General features: G+C 53.9%; 22 protein-coding genes and 2 pseudogenes. 19 read left to right on the top strand and 5 right to left on the bottom strand.

Features of this window, described 5'->3' with window-relative positions; all coding sequences use genetic code 11:
• Position 1 precedes the first annotated feature (1 nt).
• The 3 genes and pseudogenes from ACFER_RS10230 to ACFER_RS11700 form a co-directional block, all read left to right on the top strand.
• On the top strand, positions 2-1,108 hold the full coding sequence (locus ACFER_RS10230; RefSeq protein WP_012939326.1) for an ABC transporter ATP-binding protein: 1,107 nt from the start codon (positions 2-4) through the stop codon (positions 1,106-1,108).
• Positions 1,109-1,243: 135 nt separating this feature from the next.
• On the top strand, positions 1,244-1,549 hold the full coding sequence (locus ACFER_RS12045) for a helix-turn-helix domain-containing protein (protein ID WP_367318046.1): 306 nt from the start codon (positions 1,244-1,246) through the stop codon (positions 1,547-1,549).
• Positions 1,522-1,836: pseudogene (locus ACFER_RS11700) on the top strand (IS30 family transposase); the annotation flags it as partial. The gene ACFER_RS12045 and the pseudogene ACFER_RS11700, both read left to right, overlap by 28 nt.
• Here the strand turns inward: ACFER_RS11700 and ACFER_RS10215 are convergent.
• Both ACFER_RS10215 and ACFER_RS10210 read right to left on the bottom strand, forming a co-directional pair.
• Positions 1,837-2,685 carry an alpha/beta fold hydrolase gene (locus ACFER_RS10215; RefSeq protein WP_012939325.1) on the bottom strand — a complete coding sequence of 283 codons (849 nt, stop codon included), beginning with the start codon at positions 2,683-2,685 and terminating at the stop codon, positions 1,837-1,839.
• Positions 2,686-2,956: 271 nt separating this feature from the next.
• The gene (locus ACFER_RS10210; protein ID WP_012939324.1) at positions 2,957-4,162 is read right to left on the bottom strand and encodes a dicarboxylate/amino acid:cation symporter; all 1,206 of its coding nucleotides are present in this window, start codon (positions 4,160-4,162) and stop codon (positions 2,957-2,959) included.
• Positions 4,163-4,351: 189 nt separating this feature from the next.
• On the opposite strand from ACFER_RS10210, the gene ACFER_RS10205 reads away from it, so the two are divergent.
• From ACFER_RS10205 to ACFER_RS10175, 7 genes are all read left to right on the top strand, one after another.
• The gene (locus ACFER_RS10205; RefSeq protein ID WP_012939323.1) at positions 4,352-6,142 is read left to right on the top strand and encodes a sigma 54-interacting transcriptional regulator; all 1,791 of its coding nucleotides are present in this window, start codon (positions 4,352-4,354) and stop codon (positions 6,140-6,142) included.
• A 234-nt stretch (positions 6,143-6,376) separates the two neighbouring features.
• Positions 6,377-7,573 (top strand): diaminopropionate ammonia-lyase, encoded by a 1,197-nt coding sequence (gene dpaL / locus ACFER_RS10200; protein ID WP_012939322.1) that lies wholly within the window; start codon positions 6,377-6,379, stop codon positions 7,571-7,573.
• A 28-nt stretch (positions 7,574-7,601) separates the two neighbouring features.
• Positions 7,602-8,786: a YgeY family selenium metabolism-linked hydrolase gene (locus tag ACFER_RS10195; protein ID WP_012939321.1), complete on the top strand. Its 1,185-nt coding sequence runs from the start codon at positions 7,602-7,604 to the stop codon at positions 8,784-8,786.
• Positions 8,787-8,867: 81 nt separating this feature from the next.
• A complete protein-coding gene (locus ACFER_RS10190; protein WP_012939320.1) occupies positions 8,868-10,343 on the top strand; it encodes a sodium:solute symporter family protein in 1,476 nt (491 codons plus the stop codon).
• Between the two features lie 16 nt (positions 10,344-10,359).
• On the top strand, positions 10,360-11,967 hold the full coding sequence (locus ACFER_RS10185; RefSeq protein ID WP_012939319.1) for an N-acyl-D-amino-acid deacylase family protein: 1,608 nt from the start codon (positions 10,360-10,362) through the stop codon (positions 11,965-11,967).
• Entirely contained in the window at positions 11,967-12,350 is a 384-nt protein-coding gene (locus ACFER_RS10180) for a RidA family protein (protein ID WP_041666742.1), read from the top strand. Before ACFER_RS10185 ends, ACFER_RS10180 begins: the two co-directional genes overlap by 1 nt.
• Positions 12,351-12,522: 172 nt before the next feature.
• Positions 12,523-13,791, top strand: a complete 1,269-nt coding sequence (locus ACFER_RS10175; protein ID WP_012939317.1) for a nickel pincer cofactor-dependent isomerase, group 22 — start codon at positions 12,523-12,525, stop codon at positions 13,789-13,791.
• Between the two features lie 33 nt (positions 13,792-13,824).
• On the opposite strand, the gene ACFER_RS10170 is transcribed toward ACFER_RS10175, so the two are convergent.
• On the bottom strand, positions 13,825-14,631 hold the full coding sequence (locus tag ACFER_RS10170; protein ID WP_012939316.1) for an AraC family transcriptional regulator: 807 nt from the start codon (positions 14,629-14,631) through the stop codon (positions 13,825-13,827).
• Positions 14,632-14,871: 240 nt separating this feature from the next.
• Here ACFER_RS10170 and ACFER_RS10165 point away from each other — a divergent pair, with 240 nt between their 5' ends.
• The 4 genes from ACFER_RS10165 to ACFER_RS10150 are packed head-to-tail and all read left to right on the top strand — an operon-like array spanning position 14,872 to position 19,375.
• On the top strand, positions 14,872-16,194 hold the full coding sequence (locus ACFER_RS10165; RefSeq protein WP_012939315.1) for an SLC13 family permease: 1,323 nt from the start codon (positions 14,872-14,874) through the stop codon (positions 16,192-16,194).
• 15 nt (positions 16,195-16,209) lie between these two features.
• Positions 16,210-17,736, top strand: a complete 1,527-nt coding sequence (locus ACFER_RS10160; RefSeq protein WP_012939314.1) for an NAD(P)/FAD-dependent oxidoreductase — start codon at positions 16,210-16,212, stop codon at positions 17,734-17,736.
• 3 nt (positions 17,737-17,739) lie between these two features.
• Positions 17,740-19,008 (top strand): NAD(P)/FAD-dependent oxidoreductase, encoded by a 1,269-nt coding sequence (locus tag ACFER_RS10155; protein ID WP_012939313.1) that lies wholly within the window; start codon positions 17,740-17,742, stop codon positions 19,006-19,008.
• Positions 19,001-19,375 carry a DUF1667 domain-containing protein gene (locus ACFER_RS10150; protein WP_012939312.1) on the top strand — a complete coding sequence of 125 codons (375 nt, stop codon included), beginning with the start codon at positions 19,001-19,003 and terminating at the stop codon, positions 19,373-19,375. Before ACFER_RS10155 ends, ACFER_RS10150 begins: the two co-directional genes overlap by 8 nt.
• 35 nt (positions 19,376-19,410) lie before the next feature.
• Here ACFER_RS10150 and ACFER_RS10145 read toward each other — a convergent pair whose 3' ends face one another.
• A complete protein-coding gene (locus ACFER_RS10145; RefSeq protein ID WP_012939311.1) occupies positions 19,411-20,382 on the bottom strand; it encodes a LysR family transcriptional regulator in 972 nt (323 codons plus the stop codon).
• Between the two features lie 145 nt (positions 20,383-20,527).
• Here ACFER_RS10145 and ACFER_RS10140 point away from each other — a divergent pair, with 145 nt between their 5' ends.
• The 5 genes and pseudogenes from ACFER_RS10140 (at position 20,528) to ACFER_RS10125 (ending at position 25,197) form a co-directional block, all read left to right on the top strand.
• Positions 20,528-21,058, top strand: a complete 531-nt coding sequence (locus ACFER_RS10140; protein WP_012939310.1) for a TRAP transporter small permease — start codon at positions 20,528-20,530, stop codon at positions 21,056-21,058.
• Positions 21,055-22,338 (top strand): annotated as a pseudogene (locus ACFER_RS12040) (TRAP transporter large permease); the annotation flags it as partial. The gene ACFER_RS10140 and the pseudogene ACFER_RS12040, both read left to right, overlap by 4 nt.
• Complete coding sequence (locus tag ACFER_RS12035; protein WP_349681827.1) at positions 22,330-23,391, top strand: TRAP transporter substrate-binding protein; 1,062 nt, start codon at positions 22,330-22,332, stop codon at positions 23,389-23,391. The pseudogene ACFER_RS12040 and the gene ACFER_RS12035, both read left to right, overlap by 9 nt.
• A gap of 56 nt (positions 23,392-23,447) precedes the next feature.
• Positions 23,448-24,590 carry a metallo-dependent hydrolase gene (locus ACFER_RS10130; protein ID WP_012939308.1) on the top strand — a complete coding sequence of 381 codons (1,143 nt, stop codon included), beginning with the start codon at positions 23,448-23,450 and terminating at the stop codon, positions 24,588-24,590.
• A gap of 67 nt (positions 24,591-24,657) precedes the next feature.
• Positions 24,658-25,197: a nitroreductase family protein gene (locus tag ACFER_RS10125; protein WP_012939307.1), complete on the top strand. Its 540-nt coding sequence runs from the start codon at positions 24,658-24,660 to the stop codon at positions 25,195-25,197.
• A gap of 56 nt (positions 25,198-25,253) precedes the next feature.
• Here ACFER_RS10125 and ACFER_RS10120 read toward each other — a convergent pair whose 3' ends face one another.
• Entirely contained in the window at positions 25,254-25,853 is a 600-nt protein-coding gene (locus tag ACFER_RS10120; protein ID WP_049763468.1) for an IlvD/Edd family dehydratase, read from the bottom strand.
• Position 25,854 lies beyond the last annotated feature (1 nt).

Raw genomic sequence — 25,854 nt, 5'->3', positions numbered from 1 at the left:
CGTGACTGACCAGATTGTGCTGCGGCACGTGACCAAACGTTTTACCACCAAAAAACTGGGCACAATAACCGCTGTCAATGATTTCAATCTGACGGTCCGGGAAGGGGAGTGCTTTTCCTTCCTGGGGCCTTCAGGCTGCGGTAAAAGCACCACGCTGCGGATGATTGCCGGATTTGAAGACCTGTCGGAAGGTGAAATCGAACTGTGCGGCCGTCCTGTTTCGGTAAAAGATAAAAATATCTATGTGCCTCCCGAGGAACGGGGCTTGGGAATGGTGTTCCAGGCCTTCGCTGTCTGGCCACATATGAATATCTTTGAAAATGTGGCTTTTCCCCTGCAGATCCGAAAACTGCCCAAGGCGGAGATCGTGCAGCGGGTGAAAGAGGCCCTGCATCACACTAGTCTGGATGGGATGGAAGAAGTCTATCCCAGTGATCTTTCCGGAGGACAGCAGCAGCGGATTGCCCTGGCCCGGGCCATCGTTACCAATCCCAAGGTCATGCTGCTGGATGAACCTTTGTCCAACCTGGATCCCAAACTCCGGGAAAGCATGCGTTTTGAAATCAAGAACCTCCAGCAGAAATTCGGGTTCACCATTATTTTCGTGACCCATGACCAGAGCGAAGCCATGGCCATTTCCGACCGGATGATGGTCTGCGACATGGGGAATATCGTCCAGATCGATACTCCGGAGAATCTGTATAATCGGCCGTGCAACCGGTTTGTCCATAGTTTCCTGGGACAATCCACATTTTTACACGTTTATTTAAAGGACGATAAAGTATATGTACGGGGGGATTCGGAACAGACCCTGGATTTGCCCATCCCGGAGAATGTGGACCGGGAGATGGTCATTGCTACCCGACCCAATGAAATAGACCTGAATCGGACAAAAGGCTTCAGGGGAAAGATCGAAAGCCGGATTTTCCTCACTGATTCCACCCAGTATCTGGTCCGTATGGGAGATCAGCTCCTAAAAGTTCAGACTCCTCATCGGATCACCTTCGCCGAAGGAGAAGAATGCCGGGTCAATCTGGTGAAAGTCATGTGGTATCCGGAAGAAGACCCTGGCAAAGAAGAAGAAAGGGCCAGAAGACAGCTGGTATAAGTTATTCCAAAAATCCATAAAAATGTTGTCTAGAAGTTATTTTTGACTTCTAGACAACATTTTTTTTGTCGGTTGTAAAATGAATTTGAACAGGTAATCTAAAAATAAAAATCCATAGTGAAGCTTCATGTTAAAATGGTTTTGCGAGAAATCATCAATAAAGGGGCAATCACTATGAATCACATCCATTCTAACACAAGTGAGGACGTACATACACCCGGCCGCCATCTTTCTTTGGAGAAACGTGGCATGATTCAGGCTCTGCATCGCCAGGGGCTCTCCCTTCGCAGTATCGCTGCCGCGATAGGATGTGCTCACACGACTGTTTTCTATGAACTTCGGTGTGGACGCCGGATCGAAAAAGCAAGCACGGCCGTGCCCCTCAGTGTATGGCAAAGTGCAGTCAGGAAAAGCGCTTCAGCCAGATTTTTAAGACGATAACCGGTCCTGAGTTTGAGAACTTGTCACAGTTCGAGAGTCTCGGCACCAAGATGTACTTTACACATTCGTACAGCTCATGGGAGCGGGCTCAAAACGAACGCCACAATGGCTTGCTGAGGGATTTTAACCCAAAGGGCATGTCCATGGAGCGGTTCTCTAATGAAGATATCCTGAACATGGCAGATACGCTGAACCAGCGCCCACGTCGTGTTTTAGGCTACCATACGCCGTCAGAGCTATTTGATGCATTCCTCGATGAAGTTTATGCTATTGAGTGTGTTTCTTGATTATAGTTGTTCAAATTCAACTTGCAATTTACCATTTTTTATATTCTCAATGAATTTTGTAACACACTGATTGAACTGTTCCGGTTTTTCCCAGAACAGCATATGGCTGCAGTCCTCAAAGATTACGGTTTGGGCACCGGGGATGTGTTCCCCGACCCAGGCACTTCCGTGTACATCGAAGACCTTGCTTTCCCGGGCGCAGCAGACCAGGGTGGGGATGTTGATATGCGGCAGGAAATCCCGCCAGTCCAGGTTGGTGTGGTCCCGCATGATTTCAATCCGCACATAGGGAGGGCATTTGCAGATTTCATCCACCAGCATATTGCGGTCTTCTGCTGATGGTGCGTGTTTCAGACAGGCACTGACAAGTCCTTCGGCGGCGCCCCGTGGATCGCTTTTGGCCGCAAAACAGGTTTTCATGAAGGTTTCCACATCAAAACAGGCTTTCTGTCCCCAGGGCCAATCGGATTTCACATATTGGGCTGGGGACTGATCTACGCAGATGAGGCTGTCGATCCGGTAGTTTCCAAATAATTCGATATAACTCCAGAGGATGGAGGCGCCCATGGACCAACCCAGTACTGTCACATCTTTCAGGTCCAGGGCATCCAGCAGATTCTTTACATCCATGGCATATCGGGAAATGCGGTGGCTGTGGAGTACTTTTTCTGATTCCCCATGGCCCCGCATATCCATCAGGACAACCTGGAAATGACGGGCAAGTTCGTCCACATTGTATTTCCAGAATTTGGTGGAACAGGTCCATCCGGGCAGCATGAATAAGGGTTTTCCTTCCCCATGGATTTCGTAGTAAATGGAAACATTGTCGTTGGTTGTAATAAATGGCATGGCTTGACCTCCTGAAGATAAAATTGAAGATTCTGAATAAAGTATAACATATGGTGAAGTGAGTGAAAATTGTAAGGGAAATGGTAGGAAAAGTATGCAAGATCTTCTTTATATTCATCATGGACAAAGAGAAATTCTGTGATACAGAAATCTGCATGGGCTTCTTTAAGGCTTTGATCAAGGCTTCTACAAAATAATACAGACAAAACAACACCATCCTGTCTGCCTGATTGGCAAACAGGATGGTGTTGTTTTGTGGCCGTTCATTTTCTCAGGCACTTATCCGTTTCTTTTCCGCATTCCCTACGATCACCGTTCCGGCCAGGTCTCCCAGGCAGTTGATCATGGTCATGCCCATATCGTTGAAAGCGTGGACACCGGCTACAAGACCCACGATTTCCAACGGGAATCCCAGGCTTTCCAACAGGATGGCCAGGATGACCAGCATACCGCTGGGCACGGCGCCGCTGCCGGTGGTGAGGATCAGGCCCAGGATCAGCACTTTCAGCATCAGTCCCAGATCCAGCGGAGCACCAATGGCCTGGGCCGTCATAATAAATACCGTGGTCAGGCAGACGCAGGTTCCGTCCTTATTGATCTGTGCACCCAGAGGAATGGTGAAGGAGTACACTTTTTTAGGGGCGCCCAGGCTTTCCGCACAGGCCATGTTGATGGGGATGGAACTGGTGCTGGAACAGGTGCTGAAAGCGGTGACCATGATCCGGCTGGCTTTCCGGAAGAATTCCCGGGGTGTAATCCGGGTGAACAGGAATACCAGGGTGGCATACAGACAACACATGGCAAAGATCCCCAGGTACACACTGCCGATGTATTTGGCCAGGGTGCCGAAGATCTTGCTGCCGTATTTGCCGACGGAAACGGCAATGAGGGCAAAAATCCCATAGGGGGCCAGGATCATCACAATGGATACCACCTTTCCCATCAGGTCGGACATATCCTGGAAGAAAGTGGCCAGCCGTTTCCGGGGAGCTTCCGGCAGCAGAAGGAGAGCGATGCCGGTGACGGCACTGACGAAGACAATCTGGTCGAACCGGCCTTCCATCATGGCTTTGAACACGTTGCCGGGAATCAGGGCCAGCAGAGTGGAACTGATGGTGGGCAGTTCACCCACGACCCCTTTGTAGGTCCCTTCCAGAGGCAGGTTGACGCCGGGCTGGATGATCAGGGAAATGACCATACCCACCACCATGGCCACGGCACTGGTGGCAATGTAATAGAAGATGATCCGTCCGCCGATACGACCGAAAGATTCCGGACTGTCCAGATTGGAAATGCCGGCGATCAGGTTTACGATGACCAGCGGCATGGCGATGCATTTGAGACAGGTGAGGAAAAATTTCCCCAGCGGCTGGAACCAGACGGCATCAGGTCCCATGGACCAGCCGGCCAGGATGCCCAGCACCATGCCTGTTACCATTTTGTAGATCAACGGTATACTTTGGTATTTTTTCCACATGATGAGTCTCCTCCTAAAGTTTTTGTGTATAAAAATTATTATACACGAAAAAGAGAAAGAGATTTACATATATTTCACAAAAACATTACGCAAATTTTACAAAGCGGGGGGCGGTGCAGCAGCACCCTTTCTCTTTTTGAGAAAAAACAGTAGAATAAGGGCAGCGAAAGAGAAGGGAGCGTATTCTCTATGGAAAAAGCAGGGGACGAAATCCGGTCCAGGCTCCGGAACATCCAGCGGACGGTGGCTTCTTACGCGGGGATCATTTCGAAAATCGCCGGGGTGGATGTGGAAGTGGTGGACGACAACCTGTACCGGGTCGCCGGGACCGGCATGTTCGCGGCAGGGGTGGATGCCAGTATGGCCCAGGAAGGCCATGTGTACCGGAAGGTACTGGAAACCGGGAAACGCAGGGTCATTTACCAGCCCGGGGAAGAACTGGTCTGCCAGGGCTGTCCCAATTTTCTCAACTGTCCGGAAGAAATCGAACTGGCCATGCCGATCCTGGCGGAAGGCCATCCCATCGGGGTCATCGGCCTGGTGGGAAGCAGCCGGGAACAGAAACTGCATATCCTGGAAAATGAAACGCTGTTCCTGGAACTGATCGAACAGATTGCCGACTTCATTTCCGTCAAAGCCATGGAGCGGGAACGGGCTCTTCAGCGGGAAGCACTGCTGAGCACCCTGAATGCCACCCTGGAGCATATCCAGCAGGGAATCCTGATCCTGGGGAAGGATTTTCGGGTGACGGATTGCAACCGGGCTGCCATGGAACAACTGGAAACGCCCAACCTGGCCGGCGAGCGGATTTTTCTGGAAGCCACCGGGGATAATCTGGCCAAATATACGGAATACAGCCTGACGGCCCTGGGACGGCAGTACCGGCTCATGGGGACCTATCTGCCGGTGCCGCAGCCAACCCGGGATTACCAGAGCGTCCTGATTTTTTACCGCAGCAGGGAAATCAAAGAGCGGTATTTTGAAACAGCAGCACTGCCGGCGGTGGACAAAACCAGCATTCTGGGCTCCAGTCCGGCTACCCTGAAACTGAAGGAAGAAATCAGCAAGGTGGCCCGCAGTACCTCTACGGTGCTGATCACCGGCGAAAGCGGTACCGGGAAGGAAATGGTGGCCACGTCCATCTGGCGGGAAAGCGACCGGCGGGACAAGCGGTTCATTGCCCTGAACTGTGCGGCCATCCCGGAATCCATTATGGAAAGTGAATTGTTCGGCTATGTGAAGGGGGCCTTTACCGGAGCGGATCCCAATGGACGGATGGGAAAATTCGAACTGACCAATGAAGGGGTCATCTTCCTGGATGAAATCGGGGACATGCCCCTGTATCTCCAGTCCAAACTGCTGCGGGTGCTCCAGGAACGGAAGATTGTACGGATCGGATCCAATCAGCTGATGGATATCGATGTGCGGGTCATTGCGGCCACCAACAAGGATCTGAAGAAAATGGTCCGGGAGAAGCGGTTCCGGGAAGACCTGTACTATCGTCTGGATGTGATCCCTTTGCGGGTGGCTCCTCTGCGGGAACGGTTGGAAGATATCGAAGATCTGACCCTTTTCTACAGTCAGCGGTTTGCCCGGAAATTCGGGAAAAAGGCACCTCGTCTCACGGAAGAGGTCATGGATGCCCTGAAGGGGTACCGGTGGCCGGGGAATGTCCGGGAACTGGAAAATGCGGTGGAATACATGGTGAATCTCATGGGCGAGGATGGGACGCTGGATGTCTCCATGCTGCCGGAAGATATCCGTACCGGGAGCCGGGAAGCAGCGGCGCCGACAGAAAATGGTCCTGGAAAACAAACCGGGGCGGGACAGATCCTTTCTCTGCGGGAATTGGAAAAGAATGCCATCCGGCAGGCCCTTCTCCAATGCGGGAACCATACGGCCGGGAAAGCCATGGCGGCCAGGAAACTGGGTATCGGGATGGCAACCCTGTACCGGAAGATCCAGCAGTACGGACTGTAAAATAGAAATTCTTATAATGAGAAATTTTCTCAAAATGAGAAGAAATACTTATCAAAATGATAAAAATAAAACCCCTGCAGAGTGACAGGCGGGGTGAAAATTGCATCTGGCACAGATAAAAACGGGGGAGATCCCGGAATTTATCTGTGCTTTTTCTGTGTAGAGAAAAAACGAAAAAAAGTTGGCACGGTATTTGCAATATATAAAGGCGAATCAACAGAAAGGGGTCGTCATATGGAACAGAAATTTGCCATGGTCGCTTTGGACCATGGAACACAGAAAACAGATCTGACCTTTCTCAGCAAGCCGGTGGAAGAAAAGGTCAAAGCTTACCATCAGAGTTTTCCTGTCTATCAGGAAACGCCTCTGGCCTGTCTTCAGGAAACCGCCAGGGAACTGGGGGTAGGAAATATTTATGTAAAAGATGAATCCTACCGGTTCGGGCTGAATGCGTTCAAGGTTCTGGGCGGAAGCTATGCCATGGGCCATTATCTGGCAGACCGGCTGGGAAAACCCATGGAGGAAGTGGATTACAGGTTCCTGACTGCGGAAGCTTCCCGCAAAGCACTGGGAGACATTACCTTTGTGACGGCTACGGACGGAAACCATGGCCGGGGGGTAGCCTGGACGGCACGGCAGCTCCGGCAGAAGTCGGTGGTCTATATGCCGGAAGGGAGCGCCCGGGAACGCTTGGAGAATATCCGGGCTGAAGGGGCAGAGGCTTCCATTACAGATCTGAATTACGATGATGCAGTCCGCCTGGCCAACCGGCAGGCCGAGGAAAAGGGCTGGGTCATGGTCCAGGATACGGCATGGGAAGGGTATGAATCCATCCCCCGCTGGATTATGCAGGGGTACGGGACCATGGGACTGGAAGCCTATGAGCAGCTGCCGGAAAAGCCCACCCATATCTTTCTCCAGGCAGGGGTCGGATCCATGGCAGGCGCTATTACCGGACTGTTTTCCTCTCTGTATGGATCGGAAAAACCCATCATTGCCATTGTGGAACCCAATGCGGCCGATTGTCTTTTCCGGACCGCCCGGGCTCATGACGGAAAACTCCATCCGGTCACCGGATCCATGCGGACAATCATGGCCGGACTGGCCTGCGGGGAACCCTGCAGCATCGGCTGGCAGGTCCTGAAGGATTATGCAGATTTCTTTCTCTCCTGCCCGGATTATGCTGCCGCCCAGGGAATGCGGATCCTGGGCAATCCGGCAGGCGGGGATCCCCGGGTGATTTCCGGGGAAAGCGGAGCCGCTGCCTTTGGGGCGGTCAGTGAAATCCTGCGGAATCCGGAACTCCATTCTCTGAAGGAACAGCTTCAGCTGGATCAGGATTCCCGCATCCTGTTCTTCAGCACGGAAGGAGCAACGGATCAGGAAAATTATCGGCACATCGTTTGGGATGGAACGTATCCCAGAAAATAACAGTATACAGTTACAGGAGGAATGCAAAATGATCAATAAAGAAACCCAGGAACAGGCCATCGCTTTATGTCAGAAACTGGTACAGCAGAAGAGTTATTCCGGCCATGAAGACGGGCCTGCCAAAGTGCTGGAGGAAGTCTGCAGAGCCAATGGATTTGATTCCATCCATGTGGACAAATACGGGAATTTCATTGCCTGCATCAAGGGCAAACGTCCGGGCAAAAAGCTGCTGTTCGATGGTCATATGGATACGGTGCCGGTGACCAATGAAAAAGAGTGGATCCATCCTCCTTTTGGAGCGGAAATCCATGAGGGAAAGATCTATGGCCGGGGAACCACGGACATGAAGGGAGCCATTGCCGGGTATACGGCAGCCGCCATTGCCTTTGCCAAAGACACCAACCGGGGTTTTGCCGGAGAAATCTATGTGGACGGGGTGGTCCACGAAGAATGTTTTGAAGGAGTGGCTTCCCGTTCCATCAGTGACTATGTGAAGCCGGATATCGTGGTCATCGGGGAAGCCTCCCGGTGCAATCTGAAAGTGGGACAGCGGGGCCGTGCGGAAATTGTGGTGGAAACTTTTGGGAAACCCTGCCACAGTGCCAATCCGGAAAAAGGCATCAACGCCGTTTATAAAATGGCCGGGGTAATCCAGGCCATCCGTACCCTGGTGCCGCCGGAACATCCTGTCCTGGGCAAAGGAATCCTGGAGCTGGTGGATATCAAATCTGAACCGTATCCCGGTGCTTCCGTGGTTCCGGAATACTGCAAGGCCTCCTATGACCGCCGGCTGCTGGTGGGGGAAACCAAGGAAAGTGTGCTGAAACCCATCCAGGAACTGCTGGAAAAACTGATGGCGGAAGATCCTGAACTGAAAGTGAAGGTTTCCTATGCGGTGGGGAAAGAAAAATGCTACACCGGTGCGGAAATCGAAGGAGAACGGTTCTTCCCGGGCTGGCTGTATGCCAAGGATGCTGATTTTGTCCAGGCCGTGAAACAGGAACTGGAAGAACGGGGGTATGCTCCGGAAGTGACCCAGTACAATTTCTGCACCAACGGCAGCCATTATGCTGGAGAGGCAGGCATCAAGACCTTTGGCCTGGGACCGTCCCAGGAAAATCTGGCCCATACAGTCAACGAATACGTGGAAGTGGATCAGCTGATCAAAGTGACGGACTGCTATTACGGAGTGATGAAAGCTCTGATGAAATAAGAGAGAGTCCAGCCTGCGGATGCTGCAGAGCGGATGGTTGCCAGGATTCCGCAGGCTGTCGTTTTGGAAGGAGATGGAAAAATGAGTTCTAAGCAGATAACGGCCCTGATGATCATTCTCCTCTATATGGCAATGACCATTGTAATTGGCCTGGTGGTTTCCAAACGGAAAGCCAAACAAAAAGCTTCTCAAAGCAATGAAGACTTCCTGATGGCCGGGAAATCCCTTGGTCCCCTGGCTCTGGCAGGAACCTTGTTTGCGGCCAATACCGGCGGGGCCAGTACCACTGGTATTGCGACCAATGTGTATCAGTATGGTCTGTCTGCCAGCTGGTATGTAATCGCCGGGGGGATCGGTTTCATCCTTGTGTCGTTCATTGCCCCTTACTTCCGGCGTGCGGCTGCTTCCACGGTTCCGCAGATCATCGGGACCCGGTATGGGAAACCTTCCCATATTGTGACCGCTTTTACTTCCATTACGGCCTTGTTTATGGCTACCGGGGCACAGATCATCGCAACGGCTTCCATCATCAATGTAATCACCGGGCTGAGCTTCCAGACCGCAGCCATTGTCACTACTGGCGTGGTCATCGTTTATACGATGATCGGAGGGTTTGCGTCTGTGGCGGCGGCCAACATGATGCATGTGCTGTTCATCACCATCGGGATGGCCATTGCCATGTTCGTCATGGCGGAAAATCCGGAAGTGGGCGGATTCAGCGCACTGTTTGCCAAAGCTGCTGCCATTAAGGGGTCTCAGGGACAGAATATGGATCTCCTGAGCATGACGAAAATCGGACTGCCCACCATCATAGGGTATATCGCCATGTACTGCATGACTTTTCCCACAGGGCAGGAAATCGTACAGACCTACTGTTCGGCAAAAGACGGGCGTACGGCCAAAGTGGGATCCGTAATCACGGGGATGCTGTCCGCTGTTTATGCCATCGTTCCGGCCATTATCGGGCTGATGGCCTACACCTGTATCGACGGGTATGCGGCCGGGCCCCAGAAAAATGCCCTGGCGGATGCCACCATGCGCTTTGCTCCGGCGGTTGTGGCGGGGATCATCCTGGCTGCCGTAGTGGCGGCAACCATCAGCTCGGCTTCTGGGAATATGATCGGGACGGCAACCATGTTCACCAATGATGTGTACCGCCCGTACATCATGCATGGCGTCCATGATGACAAGAAAGAAATCTGGGTGTCCAAAGTGGTGATGACCATTGTGGGCCTGGTCGGATTGGGAGTGGCACTGACCTCTTCCAATATCATCGCCGTGATGATGAGCTGTTTCGCACTGCGCAGTGCCGGGCCTTTTGCCGCTTTTATTTGCGGACTTTTCTGTAAGAATGTGACCCAGAGTGCAGGTTTCTGGTCCATTCTCTCCGGGACGGCTGTAGCCGCTTACTGGATCTATGGGCTCCATTCTCCCTATGGGCTCAGCGCCGTGGTCCCTGGCGGACTGGTGGCATTCATCGTGATTTTTGTGGTATCGCATTTCCAGAGAGCCAATGGTGTACCGGCAGCTCCGGAAATTCAGCTGGATCAGGAATGAAAGAGGAGGAAGATCCATGGCAAAGATTTTATTTCAGAATGGAATGGTAGTGGATGGAACCGGGGCCAAGCCCTATCAGGCAGATGTCCTGGTTGAAGGAGACCGGATCGTAAAAATCGGGAAAGTCACTCCGGATCCTTCCATGGAAGTCATTGATGCGGCAGGGCTGGCGGTGGCACCGGGCTTCATCGACACCCACAGCCACAGTGACCTGCAGATCCTGGTGGATCCGGAAGTGAAGCCCAAGGTCATGCAGGGCATCACCACGGAAATCCTGGGGCAGGACGGTATCTCCATGGCGCCGTTGCCGGAACAGTACATCAGCCCCTGGCGGAAAAATCTGGCCGGTCTGGACGGGGACAGTGACCAGGTGGATTATCACTACAAAGACACTGCTGGTTATCTGAAAATGATCGAAGGGGTGAAGCCCGGTCCCAACGAATGCTACCTGGTTCCTCATGGGAATGTGCGGATGGAAGCCATGGGACTGGACAACCGGCAGCCTACCGAAGTGGAACTGGAAAAAATGAAGGAAATCGTCCGCCGGGAAATGGAAAACGGAGCCATTGGGCTGTCCACCGGTCTGATCTACATGCCCTGTGCATACGGAGAGACCAAAGAAGTGGTGGAAATGTGCAAAGTGGTTGCTGAATATGACGGCCGGTTCGTTATCCACCAGCGCAGTGAAGCGGATACCATCCTGGATTCCATGAAAGAAGTGATCCGGATCGGCAAAGAATCTGGGGTCAAGATCCATTATTCCCATTTCAAGGTCTGCGGCCGGAAAAACTGGGATAAAATCGACGGGATGGTGCAGCTGCTGGAAGAAGCCGAAAAAGAAGGCATCGATGTTTCCTATGACCAGTATCCCTATGTGGCCGGCAGTACCATGCTGGGGGTCATCCTGCCGCCCTGGGTCCATGACGGCGGCACCAACAAGGTGATCGAACGGCTGAATGATCCGGAACTGCGAAAAAAGATGGTCTATGATATTGAGCACGGGATTCCCGGTTGGGACAATTTTGTGGATTTCGCCGGGCTGGACAATATCTATGTCACCAGTGTAAAGACGGAGAAAAACAAGGATGCGGTGGGGCTTTCCCTGACCCAGTTGGGTGAGCTGCGGCAAAAGGACCCTTATGATGCCACCTTTGATCTGCTCCGGGACGAAGAAAATGCCGTAGGGATGGTGGACTTCTATGGGACGGAAGACCATGTGAAGCTCTTTATGAAACGTCCGGAAATGAACGTCTGCACGGACGGGCTGCTGGGCGGCAAACCCCATCCCCGGGTCTATGGTGCATTTCCAAGAGTCCTGGGCAAATACGTCCGGGAAGAAAAAGCACTGACCCTGGAACAGGCTGTGTACAAAATGACCGGCAAACCGGCAGATGCCTTCAATATCAAGGAACGGGGACAGATTGCAGAAGGAAATTATGCGGACATCACCGTTTTCAATCCGGACACGGTCATCGACAAAGGGACCTTCACAGATCCGGCACAGTATCCGGAAGGCATTGAATACGTCATGGTCAACGGGGTACTGGAAGTGTCGGAAGGAAACCATACCGGCAGACGGAATGGGACGGTCCTGCGGAAGAAAGGCAAAGAGGTGATCAAATGATGAAGAGAGAAATCATCAATACCCCAGAAGCTCCGGCAGCAGTGGGGCCTTATGTACAGGGAATCAAAACCGGGGACACTGTCTACGTTTCCGGTCAGTTGGGCATCGATGTGGCGGCAGGGAAAATGCCGGCTTCCTTGGAAGAACAGGCGCATTGTTCCATGCGGAATCTGGGCGCCATTCTGGAAGCGGCCGGTTCCTGTTATGATCAGATCGTCAAGACAACGATCTTTCTGCAGGATATGAATGATTTTGGCAAAGTCAATGAAATCTATCAGTCTTATTTCAAGCAAGGATTCCCCGCCCGATCCTGTGTCCAGATCGGCAGGCTGCCTCTGGGAGGCCTGGTGGAAGTGGAATGCGTGGCAGTGATTACGGAATGAGGCAGAAATAGAAAAGCTGTGGAAGCAGGGACCCCTTGGGGACTGGCTGCTTCCACAGCTTTTTTTGCACGATTTGTCAGGATTTTCCCCGGTCACAGTACTTTCGGAAAATTCTTCCATGGTATACTGGACCTGCTGTGGAATCGGAATTTTGCAGGAAGGAGGAACTGTCATGAGTTCACTGGAAGATATGCTGAAGGGATATGAAATCCCGGAGGTGGTGAAGATCCGGACGATCTTTGACCGGACCCGGCTGGAGAATCCGGAAGAAATGCTGTTGGAACGACTGCGGGAGAAGGATCTGCCGGTGCTTCCGGGGCAGCGGATCGCCATCACGGGAGGCAGTCGGGGCATTGCGGATTACGTGGCTCTGATGCGGGCTGCGGTCCGGTATCTGAAGGAAAAGGGTGCTGTGCCTTTCATCGTCCCGGCCATGGGGAGCCATGGGGGAGCTACGGTAGAGGGCCAGGTGGAAGTGCTGCGGAATCTGGGCATTACGGAAGACAGTGTGGGAGCCCCCATCATTTCCAGTATGGAGGTGGTGGAGATTGCCCGGACGGAACTGGATCTGCCCGTGTATCTGGACAAAAATGCCTGGGAGGCAGACGGCATCCTGCTGCTGAACCGGGTGAAAACCCATACGTCCATTTATGGACGGTACCAGAGCGGTCTGGTGAAGATGCTGGCCATCGGTCTGGCCAAGCATGTGGGGGCGGCCATGACCCATAGTCTGGGGACGGATTATCTCAATGACAATATGGCCCGGGTGGGACTGACTGCCTTGGATCATGCCAAAGTGGTGGGCGGGATCGCTGCCATAGAAAACGGGTATGACCAGCTGGCTGACGTCTATGTGCTGAAAAAAGAGGAAATCCGGGAGGAGGAACCAAAAATCCTGGAACGGGCGAAGACAATGGTGCCCCGGATTCCCTTTGCCCATATGGATGTACTGATCTGCCGGAAACTGGGCAAGGAAATCTCCGGGACGGGGATGGATCCGGCGGTGGTGGGACGGCCCATCAACAACCGGCCCAATGTGGGTCCGGATGTAACGGAACTGGGCATCCTGTCTCTGACGGCCAAGTCGGAAGGAAATGGCAATGGCATCGGTATGGGGGATTTCATCAGCCGGCGGCTGCGGGATGCGGTGGATGAAAAGATGACGGTGGTGAATGCCCTTACCGGGATGAAACCTTTCACGGCCCGGATTCCGCCCACCATGGATACGGATGAGCTGGTGTTCAAAGCCTGTATCAAGGCGGCGGGACGGATTGCGCCGGGAGACCTGAAACTCTGCATCATCAACAGCAGCGGTGACCTGCGCCATATCTGGTCCACCAGGGCCCTGGCGGAGAGCCTGGATCCCCGTAAGGGAGAATTGGCCGGAGCGTATCAGAAGGTGCCCTTCGATGCTTCCGGAACGCTGATGCTGGAGGAATAAAGGGGGGCTGTTGCGTGAGCAACAGCCCCCCTTTTACATATGCTCCCGGATGAATTTTTTGGGCGGCTGGCCCAGTTTGCTGGTGAATGTGCGGATAAAGTGGGTATAGGTCCGGAACCCGACGGCTTTGCCCACTTCCTTTACTTTTTCACCTTTTTCCAACAGGGAGCAGGCTGTCTGGAGCCGGTACATGGTCAGATAGTTCCCGATGGTGAAGCCGGTGTGCTCCCGGAACACTTTGCACAGCCGTGATTTGCTCACATACAGATGGGCGGACAGTTCTTCCAGGGAAATTTCTTCCCGGTAGTGGCCATGGATGTACTGGAGGATCTGCTGGACCAGGCCGTTGTATTCTCCGGAACCGGGCTGCCGGGCCGGCTCTCTGGTGTGCAGGATGCGGGCAAGGATGAGGATGAACTGGAAAAGAAGAAGGTTCTGCTGGATATCCTGGGCAAAGCGGTTGGGAGCCGGCTGGAGCAACCCTTCCATCAGTCCGCTGACCTGGGCCAGTTCCTGGTGGGTCAGCTGGATGGACTGGGGCGCGGTCCGGAACAGGGTTTCCAGATCGGTATCGGCCGTGGAAAGCTGTTTCAGGATTCCCAAAGGAAACCGGATGGCATAGCGGTTGGTGGTTTCATTGGCACCGCAGAAACCGTGATGGATTTCAAAAGGATGGATCAGGAAGAGACTGCCCACTTGCAGCGGATATTTCTTTTCCTGCAGGAAGAAATCACCAATATTGTTCAGGCTGATGTAAATTTCCAGCTGGTCATGGAGATGGGGACGGGGATTCACATTGTGATCGCCCCAGTAGGCATAATACAGACAGTGTGTCATCATGAGCTTCCTTCCTGAAAAATGGAGTTAATTCCATCATACGCCAGAAAGAGCATTTTGTAAATTCCAGGGAAAAACTGCGGAATCGTATCCGTATTTTCCGCCCGATTGGCAAATCCTCGCCGGATGCTCCAAATGAATTGACGGTAAAATTCAGAATACTCTATGATAACAGGCAGATGGCTCTGCCGGAACGGCGGAGCAAGCGGAAAAGATTTTGCGAAATGGGGAAGGAGCGGTAACATGAGTGAAATTACAGTCTGCCTGATCATTGCGGTGGTAACCATGATCCTGTTCATCGGCCGGGTGTTTCCCATGGCACTTACCTCAGTGCTGTGTGCCCTGGCCATGGGAATCTGTCTGCCCAGTGTGAAGCTGTCCGCCATTTACAGCGGGTTTGGGACAGCTCCGGTGTACATGATTGCCGGGATGACCATTGTGGGGGATGCCCTGTTCCAGACCGGGGTGGCCCAGAAAATCGGGATTACCCTGAGCAAGATGAAAATCTTCCAGAGCGAGCGGATTTTTACCGTGATGGTGGTTGTGGTTTGTACCCTGATGTCCGCATTTATGAGCGATTCGGGCTGCATTGCCATGTGGATGCCTATCATTGCGGCGGTGGCTGCCGGTTCCAAGGGGAAAATCCGGTCCAAGATGGTGATCATGCCCGCCGGCATTGCCTGTATCGTGGGCGGGGCCACCACCCTGGTAGGGTCCACTTCCCAGAATACGGCCAACAGTTTCCTGATGCAGGTACCCGGGTTTGAAACCGGTATGGGTGTTTTCGATATGACGTCCGTCATGTGGATGGTGGATGCACTGATGGTCCTGTATTTCGCTACCATAGGGTATACCATCACCAAGAAAACCCTGAAGCCCGGCTCTCCCCATTTTGATGACGGCAATGTATTTGCCCAGAGTTCAGAAGAACTGGACAATGTGCCTCAGGCATCCACCCGGAAACAGGTGATTTCCGTATTCACCCTGCTGCTGTGCATCCTGGGATTCATCCTGTGTGGATTTGCCCCGTTCAACAAATACCTGAACATTGCCAATGTGGCCCTGATTGGAGCGTCCATCCTGTTTGTGACGAAGACCATTGATTACAAGACCACGTTAAAAAATATAGGCTGGGATGTGCTGCTGACGGTGGGGTTTATCGCTACCCTGGGGGTGGCATTGGAGAAGACCGGTGCCGGAAAGCTGATTGCGGAACAGACCCTGGCCTTCTTTGGCGGGGAGGATGCCTCTCTGCAGGTCATCCTTTGCGTAATGTTCGTCCTGGGCAGCTTCCTGACCCTGTTCATGTCCAATGTGGCGGTATCCGCCATGCTGGCCCCTATTTATATCCCTCTGGCCCAGCGCATGGGTCTGAGTCCGGCACCGTTCATCATCCTGATTGCCATTGCCTCCAACATGGCCATCGCCACGCCGATCGGGACACCGGTGAATATGCAGATCCTGCCGGCCGGGTATAAATTCAGTGATTATGTGAAAATTGGCGGTCCGCTGTGGCTGATTTTTGTGATTGCCGTATGCCTGACTGCCAAGGGTATTCTGTTCTGATGGGAGAGATGGAAAATGGAATTGTATGATGCAGTTGTTGTTGGTGCCGGTGTGGTGGGCTGTGCCATAGCCCGGGAACTGTCCCGGTACGATCTGAAGATCCTGGTGCTGGAAAAGGAACTGGATGTGGCAACCGGGAATTCCAGCCGGAATACGGGGATGCTCCATGCCGGGTTCACCTATAAATTGGGGACTCTCCGGGCCAGATGTTCCGTGGAAGGAAACCAGGAATTCGACCAGGTGGCCGCCGAACTGGGGGTCCCCTTTAAACGGACCGGCAAGCTGGTAGTGGGCTTTACGGACCATGACCGGGAGAACATCCTCCGGTTCAAGGCCAATGGGGAAGCCAACGGGGTTCGGGGCATCCGGATGGTGGATCCGGAGGAAATGCACCGGATCGAGCCCAATGCAGGAGGAAATTTTGCCATGTATGTACCGGCTTCCGGTATCCTGGACCCTATGCAGTATACCATCGGGCTGGCGGAAAATGCCTGCAAAAACGGGGCCAGGTTTTCGTTCGGATCCCGGGTGATCGGCATTGAAGGCCTGGATGGTCCGCGGCAGCAGCAGGTGCTGGGCCGGACGGAAAAAGGAAAGGTATATCAGATTGTCACCAATCGGGGCATGGTGTGCAGCCGCTGGGTGATCAACAGTGCCGGAGCCTATGCGGTGAAAATCGGGCAGCTGATGGGGTATCCGGAAGTCCCTCAGATCGGGACCAAGGGAGAATATTACGTGCTGGATAAAAAGGCCGGGGCTTTCCTGAAGACCCCGGTGTACCCGGCACCCAATGACCGGGGCGGTTTCGTGACCCATGCCACTCCTACGGTGGACGGGAATATCCTGGTGGGGCCGGACTGGTATACCACGGAGGGACCAGAAGATTATGCCAACCAGCAGCAGAGCCTGGACCGGCTGTTTCAGGATGGCCGGAAAATGTTCAAAAAAATGGAACGGCAGTATTTCATCCGGAACTTTGTAGGCATCCGCTGGCGGAACTGTGATCCTGTCACCAAAGAACCCATGGATTTCCGGATCATGACGGATCCGTCCATTCCCCATACGGTCAGCCTGGTGGGCATCGAATCTCCCGGGGTCACGGCAGCACTTCCCCTGGCACGGAGAGTGGCGGCCATCCTGGTGGGAGAATCGGAAAATGAGGGCCGGTCCATTGCCCAAAAACAGGATTTCGACCCGGTGAGAAAACCGATCCGCCGTTTTGCGGAGATGAGCCTGGAAGAAAAGGAAGAAGCCATCCGGGAAAATCCGGATTACGGCCAGGTATTCTGCCGGTGTGAAAATGTTTCCCGGGCAGAGATCCTCCAGGCCATCCACAACCCGCTGGGGGTCCATACCCTGACGGGCATCAAGAACCGGACCCGTTCCATGATGGGCCGGTGCCAGGGCGGTTACTGCCAGACCCGGATCACCCAGTTGATGGAACAGGAACTGGGCATGGCACCGGAAGAACTGCGGTACCAGCGGGAAGGCGGATGGCTGTTCACGGGAGAAGTGCGGCCTGAAAAACAGGGGGAGGAATGAAGCATGGAAGCAGTGAAAAAAGCGGAGAAAGGGCAGTCCTTCCGCCAGGCGGACGTGGTCATCATCGGCGGCGGGCCTGCCGGACTGGCGGCAGCGGTGCGGCTGTATGACCTGGGAGTCAAAGACATTCTGATCCTGGAACGGGAACACCAGCTGGGAGGGATCCTGAAACAGTGCATCCATGACGGATTCGGACTGACCCGGTTCGGGGAAACCCTCAGCGGTCCGGAATATGCGGACCGGTTCATCCAGGAGGTCAAAGAGCGGAAGATCCCCTTTGTGACGGATACCACTGTGATCCAGATTACGCCGGATCATAAAGTCTATGCGGCCCATGAAGACGGCATGGTGCTGGTCCAGGCCAGGGCCATTGTACTGGCCATGGGATGCCGGGAACGGACCCGGGGAGCCCTGGCCATTCCGGGGACCCGGCCGGCAGGGGTGCTGACAGCCGGTGTGGCCCAGGCCTACATCAATCTGCAGAACCGGATGCCCGGGAAGGAAATCGTCATCCTGGGGTCCGGGGACATAGGCCTGATCATGGCACGTCGGCTGACCCTGGAAGGGGCCCATGTGAAAGGGGTCTATGAAATCAATCCCATCCCCAGCGGGCTGCCCCGGAACATCGAACAGTGTCTCCATGATTACAATATCCCCTTGTATCTCAGCCATACGGTGGCGGATATCCGGGGCCGGGACCGGCTGGAAAGCGTGGTGGTGGCCCAGGTGGACGGCCATTTGCGGCCCATTGCCGGCACCGAGAAGGAAATCCCCTGCGATACCCTGATCCTTTCTGTGGGGCTGATCCCGGAAAATGAACTGACCCTGGGAGCCGGAGCAGAACTGGATCCCCACACCCAGGGAGCCCTGGTGGACGAGTTCTGCCAGACCACGGTCCCCGGCCTGTTTTCTGCGGGGAACGTGCTCCATGTCCATGACTTGGTGGACTTTGTTTCCCTGGAAGCGGAAGGGATGGCGGAAGGAATCAGACAGTACCTGGAAGCCGGTCTGCCTGAGGCGGAAATCCCGGTGCGCTGCGGTCGGAACATCGGGCATACGGTACCCCAGCGGGTCAGCGGAAAACGGGATTTCCGGCTGTCCCTTCGGGTCCGGCAGCCTCAGCGGAATGCCCGGCTGGTGGTGAAACAGGGAGAACGGATACTGGCCCGAAAGAAAATCGTCAATGCGCTGCCGGCCAATATGATTGAACTGACGGTTCCCTGCAGGGAAATGGCAGCAGAGGGAGAAATCGAGGTGAGCCTGGATGAATAAGGAAATGACCTGCATCGTCTGCCCCAATGGGTGCACCCTGCAGCTGGATTATGAAATCCGGGAAGGAAAACCGGTACTGGAAAAAGTAACGGGGAACCTGTGCTCCCGGGGAGAGGAATATGCCCGTCAGGAACTGCTGGCTCCCAAACGGACCATTGCCAGTTCCGTCCTGGTGGAGGGCGGAGAACTGCCCCTGGTCAGCGTACGGACCCGGGGGGCCATTCCCAAAGAACAGATCTTTCCAGTGATGGAAGAAATCCGGAAATGTCAGGTAAAGGCGCCGGTCAGGGCAGGTACGGTGCTGATTCCCAACGTACTGGGACTGGGAGCGGATGTGATCGCCACAAAGACGGTGGAAAAGAGATAAGAAAAAGGCGCTGCAGAAAATGGGCAGCGCCTTTTTTAGCGGTTGTATCCGGGACTGTGACAGGAAAACTGTTCTTCCATAGAGCGGCCGTACTGTTTCGCCAGTTCCAGCAGATATCGGGTGGCTTCGCCCAGCCGGTAATCCTTCCGTCGGACTACGGAAACGGACCAGGTGGGATTTTCCAGCAGGCGGAACCAGGCACACTCGTCCTGGTGACTGCTGGCCAGGACCCGGGAATGGGGCAGAATGGTACAGCAGAAGCCACGGCTGACCAGGGTGGCCAGGGCGTTGTTCATGGCAGTTTCCAGCATGATATGGGGATAGAATCTACTCTTTTCGAATAAGGGATCAATGACGTCCTGCCGCATGGTGGAAGACTTGAAAATCAGGGCAAACGGGTCATCTTTGAAAAGGTGCAGATCAATGACTCGGAGAGGTTTCCCTGCACTGAGAGGAACCGCCCGGGAGGCCAGGGGGTGGGACAAAGGAATCCCCAGCAGCAGATCTTCCTGATACAGATCTTCCCGGATCAGGGTGCGCTGGATCTCGGCGGGAAGTTTCTTGATCAGGACAATGCCCAGGTCCAGAGAGCCCCGGCCCAGCATCTGGTACTGGTCCGCCACGATTTTTTCTTTCAGGGAAAAGTTGATATGGGGGTAACGCTGATGGAACTGCTGATAAATGGCAGTAAACACATCGATGCCGTGCTCATGGGTCAGTCCCAGGGAAATCAGGCCGCTGATGCTGGATTGAAGATCACTGAGCTGGGTCAGGGTGTTCCGGCGGATCCGGAGGATTTCCGTGGCGCTGTCCACAATCAGCTGGCCGGCGGGGGTGATTTCCAGATGATGATTGTCCCGCTCAAAGATTTTGATGCCCAGCCTGTTTTCCAGTTTGATCAGCTGCTGGTTCAGTCCGGACTGGGTGATGAACAGTTTCTGAGCAGCCCTGGAGATGCTGCCGCAGTCGGCGATGGTTACGATATATTCCAGAACCTGGATATCCATGATGTGGCCCCTTTCCATTCTTTGCTAGTAGTATTACTTCTTATCACTATAATTATTAGCACGTTTACTGCTAGCAGACAAGATGATAGGATAAAAGTATGAAATTTCCGGAAAATTCTTGCTTCAGAGAGGGGAGTAGGAGAAAATGAAACTGGTCAAATGGTTTGATAAAAATCTGGAACTGCTCATCCTGGCCATTATGCTGGCTGTGATGTGCTGCCTGTCCTTTGCCAATGTAATCATGCGGTACGGTTTTCATCATGCGCTGACCTGGTCGGATGAAATATGCTGTTATCTGCTGGCTCTGTCGGCTTTTTACTGCCTGCCCTGTGCGGTACGCCACGGGGTGAGCATCAAGGTGGATACCTTTACCACTATGATGCCGGAGAGTCTGCAGAAAACCCTGGGACTTGTTTGTGACGGAGTGATGATCCTTCTTTTGGCTTATCTGTTCAAAGGCACTCAGGAACTGATTCAGAAAGCGGATTTGATCCATCAGGCCAGTCCGGCTCTGGCCATTCCGGTAGCGGATATTTACCGGATTATGGCTTTTGGAATCCTGTTGGGAATCTTCCGGTATGCACAGCTGATGGTCCGGGTCTTCCAGGGAAAAGTGAATCTGGAAGCGGACAACGGCAATGATCTGGAAAAGGGAAGGGGGGCGGAAAAAGAATGAATATCGGATTCTTTTTTGCACTGCTGGGTCTCCTCCTTTTTGTGGCACTGCCGGTGGGCGGGGTGTTTGCCCTGCTGTCAGCGGCTCCCAATCTGCTGAACAGCCATTTTACCTTTGGCATCAGTGACGTGGCCCGGGCCATGTTTTCCGGGCTCAACAGTTTTACTCTGCTGGCCGTTCCCATGTTCATGGTTTCCGGGATGATCATGGCCCAGGGCGGGATTTCCAAAAAGCTGTTCAACTTCTTTGGCTATTTCATTGGCAACAAGACGGCCGGGTTCCCCTGTGCGGTGGTGGCAACCTGCATGTTCTACGCAGCCATTTCCGGTTCTTCTCCGGCGACGGTTTCTGCCGTAGGGGCCATGACCATTCCTTTCCTGGTTTCCATGGGGTATGAAAAAATCTTTGCTACCTCCATCGTAACGGTGGCCGGGGGGCTGGGGGTCATTATTCCGCCCAGCATTTCCTACATCGTGTATGCCTCCACGGCCAACTGTTCGCCTTCCAAGCTGTTCATTGCCGGCATCATTCCCGGCGTCCTGATCGGGGTTTCTCTGATGGGATACTGCTGGATCTACTGCAAAAAGCATGGGGAGGACAAGGAAAAGCTCAACGCCAGCTATCAGAAACTCCATGAACAGGGGCTGTGGAAACTGTTCCGGGAAAGCTTCTTTGCCCTGATGACTCCGGTCATCATTCTGGGGACCATCTATTCCGGTATCTGCAGTCCTACGGAAGCAGCAGTAATCAGCGTGTTCTATGGGCTGTTCATCTGCCTGTTCGTCTACAGGACCCTGAAGTTCCAGGACCTGGGGAAGGTGTTCATGGAAGGGGCCAAGACCTATGTGAACATCCTCTTTGTGATTGCGGCAGCAGCGGCTTTTGCCAAGGTCATCACCCTGCTCCGGTATCCCCAGACCATCAGTACGGCGGTGCTGGCAATGTCCGCCAACAAGTATGTGGTGCTGCTGATCATGAACGTTATTATGCTGATTTGCGGCATGTTCATCGACAACATTCCCAACATCATGATCCTGACGCCCATTATGGTGCCGGTAGCTACAGCACTGGGCATGGACCCCATCCATTTCGGGATCATCATGACCTGCAACCTGGCCATTGGCATGGTGACTCCGCCCATGGGCATCAACCTGTTTGTGGCATCCGGGATGACCAAGATCCCCATGCTGAAACTGGCCCGGGCCACGGTTCCTTTCCTGGCTACATTCCTGCTGTCCCTGATGCTGATCACCAACATCCCCGGCATTTCCATGGGTCTGGTCAGCGCACTTTCCAAAGAAAAGGCCAAGGTGGCCTCCAATATCAGTACGGCGCTGGATGCGGATGCTGACGAATTCGGCAAAAATATCCAGCCGCTGGATCCCAGTGAGATTCCGGGAGAATACCATTGGCGGGCGGCCATGACCGTGGCGGATTCGTCCATCAACTACCAGATGGTCGCAGAATTCGCCCATCTGCTGAAACAAAAATCCGGCGGAAAGATTACGGTGGACCTGTATCCCGGCGGACAGCTGGGGAACACCACGGAATTTACCGAAGCCGTGGTCAGCGGCTCCATTGAAATCGGTACCGGCATGACTACGGACCTGGTGGACTTCATTCCTCAGTATGCGGTCTTTGATATGCCCAACCTGTTTGACAATGTAGGACAGATGCGGGCCGTGCTGAATGGGCCTTTTGTCAAGGTCATGAATCAGTACTGCAACGCCGGCGGCATCCAGATGCTGGGTTATTCGGACGCCGGTTTCCGGGAACTGACCACCAACAAAAAAGTGACGAAACTGGAAGATCTCCAGGGTCAGAAAATCCGGGTGATGACCAACAAGTATCATATCGCCTACTGGAATTCTCTGGGAGCTGCGGCAACTCCCATGCAGTTTACGGAAGTGTTCATGGGCCTGCAGCAGGGGACCATTGACGGGGAAGAAAATCCCTATATGAACATCGTGGGGAACAATGTGCAGGAAGTGCAGAAGTATGTGGTGGAAACCAACCATGTGGGGCACATCATTACCTTCTTTATGAACAAGGACGTGTACAATTCTCTGCCGGACAATGTGCGGAAACTGGTGGATGAATGTGCTGCAGCTGCTACAGCCTACGGCAACCGGCGGGCGGACAAGAGCATCCAGAAATACAAACAGACCTGCATCGATGCGGGATGCGAAATCGTCGCTCTGGATCCTCAGGTCATTGCCCAGCTGCGGGACAAGGGCAAAGTGGTTTATGACATGGTCAGAAAAGATCAGGGCAGTGAAATCGTGGATCAGTTGCTCCAGGCCATCGACCAGGCCAGAAAAAACGGAAAATAAAAGAAAAGACCCGGCAGGACATTTTCTGCCGGGTCTTTTGAAAGGACGTGCTGAATATGGATTTTTTAATCAGGAATGGACTGCTCTATGATCCGGCAGCCCATCGGCTGATCAGGAAAGATGTGGCCCTGGTGGAAGGGAAAATCGTTTATCCCGCGGTAAATGCGGGCTCTGCCGGTTACAGGCAGATCATTGATGCATCTGGATGCCTGGTGACACCGGGTCTGATCGATTATCATACCCATTACTGTTTCCGGGGCAGTGAAAATGGTGTCAATGGGGATGCCGCCTCTTTCTGCATGGGGATCACCACTGCTGTGGACGGCGGGAGTGCAGGCACCGGAAATTATGAACTGTACAGAGCCAGCATTATGGCCATGGCAGAAGTCAGGATCCTGAACTATCTGCTGGTGGCGTCCGGCGGACAGTCCAATGACCAGTATCCGGAGAATCTGGATCCCCGGTATTTTGATGAAAGAAAGATTCTGGATTTCTTTCAGCGGTATGAAGACAATCTGGTGGGCCTTAAAACGCGGCTTTCCCGGGGAATCCTGGGCCCGGAAATGGCACGGAAATCTTTGCAGCGGACTGTGGAGATTGCTGAAAAGGCAGGCACAAGGGTCATCGTCCATGTGACGGATTGTCCTCTGCCCCTGGATGAAGTGGCTGCCATGCTGCGGTCGGGAGATGTGATCTGCCATATTTACCAGAACCGGGGAAATCATTCCTGTCTGGACGAAAAGGGGAAGGTGCTGCCGGGACTGTGGAAAGCCAGGGAAAGAGGCGTACTCTTTGATGCCTCCAACGGGCGGAGCAATTTTGACTTGGAGGTGGCTCGGAAGGCCGTAGAACAGGGATTCGTCCCGGATGTGATCAGTTCGGACAACAATGCCTCCAGCTTTTTCCTGCAGCCTCTCCATTCCCTGCCCCGGGTTTTGTCCAAGTACCTGGATTTCGGGATGCCGTTGGAACAGGTATTGGACTGTGCCACTGGAAACCCGGCCCGACTGATCGGACGTCCGGAACTGGGAACCATGGAAGAAGGTACAACCGCTGATGTGGCGCTGTTCCGACTGAAAAAGAAAGAGGTCCCCTATTGTGATATCAACGGCCATACCATGACGGGACATCAGGTGCTGGTGCCCCAGATGACGTTTAAAGGGGGCAAGTGCGTATACTGCCAGGCGGATTTCGGATAAGAAAAATCCGCCCCTCCTTGCTCATTTTGCCAAAGGATTGGATAATAGAGGAAAAGGAGGGACGCATATGGAACTTTTTGATCTTTTGGCGGCCCGGCGGAGTGTGCGGCAGTACACGGAACAGCCGGTAAGCCGGCAGGATCTGGAGAAAATCGTGAAGGCGGGGCTGATGGCTCCCAGCAGCAAGAACCTGCACAGTACGGAATTTCTGGTGGTGGAGGACCGGGGCATCCTGAAGGCCATGGCCCACTGCAAACCCCGTTTTGGCCAGATGCTGGAGCAGGCGCCGGCGGCCATTGTGGTAATGGGGAAACTGGAATCTCATGCCTGGGTGGAAGACTCTTCAGTGGCCATGATGGCCATGATGCTCCAGGCGGCGGAACTGGGACTGGGTAGCTGCTGGGTCCAGGTGCGTCATATGACGGCTGGGGAAAAAGGGGCGGACGGTCAGTGTCTTACGTCCCATCAGTATCTGGCACGGCTGCTGGATCTGCCGGAAGGGGTGGAGGTGGAAGCCATCCTGGCCCTGGGCCATGAGGTCAAGAAACAGCGGCCCAGGACCCTGGAGGAAGCCCGTCCGGAACGGGTTCATTGGGGCAGGGTGTGAGAGGACCCAGGACAAGAAGGTAGAAATGGTCTCTATGTTGTCAGTCGTTGAGAAGCTTATTTCAGGCATTCGGGAATTTCCAGAATGGCACCCCGGTCGGCACTGGTAACCAGTGCTGCATATTTCTGAAGCGCCGGTGTTGCCGTTTTTTTGAGAAGCTTTACCTGGGTTAACCGTTTTTGGATTTCCTCGACCGTAAGATGCAGGGTCAGCTTTCTCCCGGGAATGTCTATGGTAATGGTATCTCCGTCCTGTACAGCGGCAATGGGCCCCCCTGCAGCGGCTTCGGGAGAGATGTGTCCGATGGCGGGACCGCGAGTGGAACCGGAGAACCGTCCATCGGTAATCAGAGCGCAGCTTTCATCCATGCCCCGGCCTACCAGCAGGGAGGTGACCATGTGCTGCTCCCGCATGCCGGGGCCTCCTTTGGGGCCTTCATAACGCAGGACGATGACGGTGCCGGCAGGGATCTCCCCTGCCTGGATGGCCCGGCAGGCATCTTCCATATAGTTGAATACCCGGGCAGTCCCTGTAAACTGGTACATGGATGGCTTTACTCCGGCTTTCTTCACTACAGCGCCTTTGGGAGCCAGATTGCCGTAGAGGATGGCAATACTTCCTTCTGGCTTTTTGGGATGATCCAGAGAATGGATCACC

Origin of the sequence: Acidaminococcus fermentans DSM 20731 (assembly GCF_000025305.1) — a bacterium.
GTDB lineage: Bacteria > Bacillota > Negativicutes > Acidaminococcales > Acidaminococcaceae > Acidaminococcus > Acidaminococcus fermentans.
This window is presented reverse-complemented; position numbering and strand designations above follow the sequence as displayed.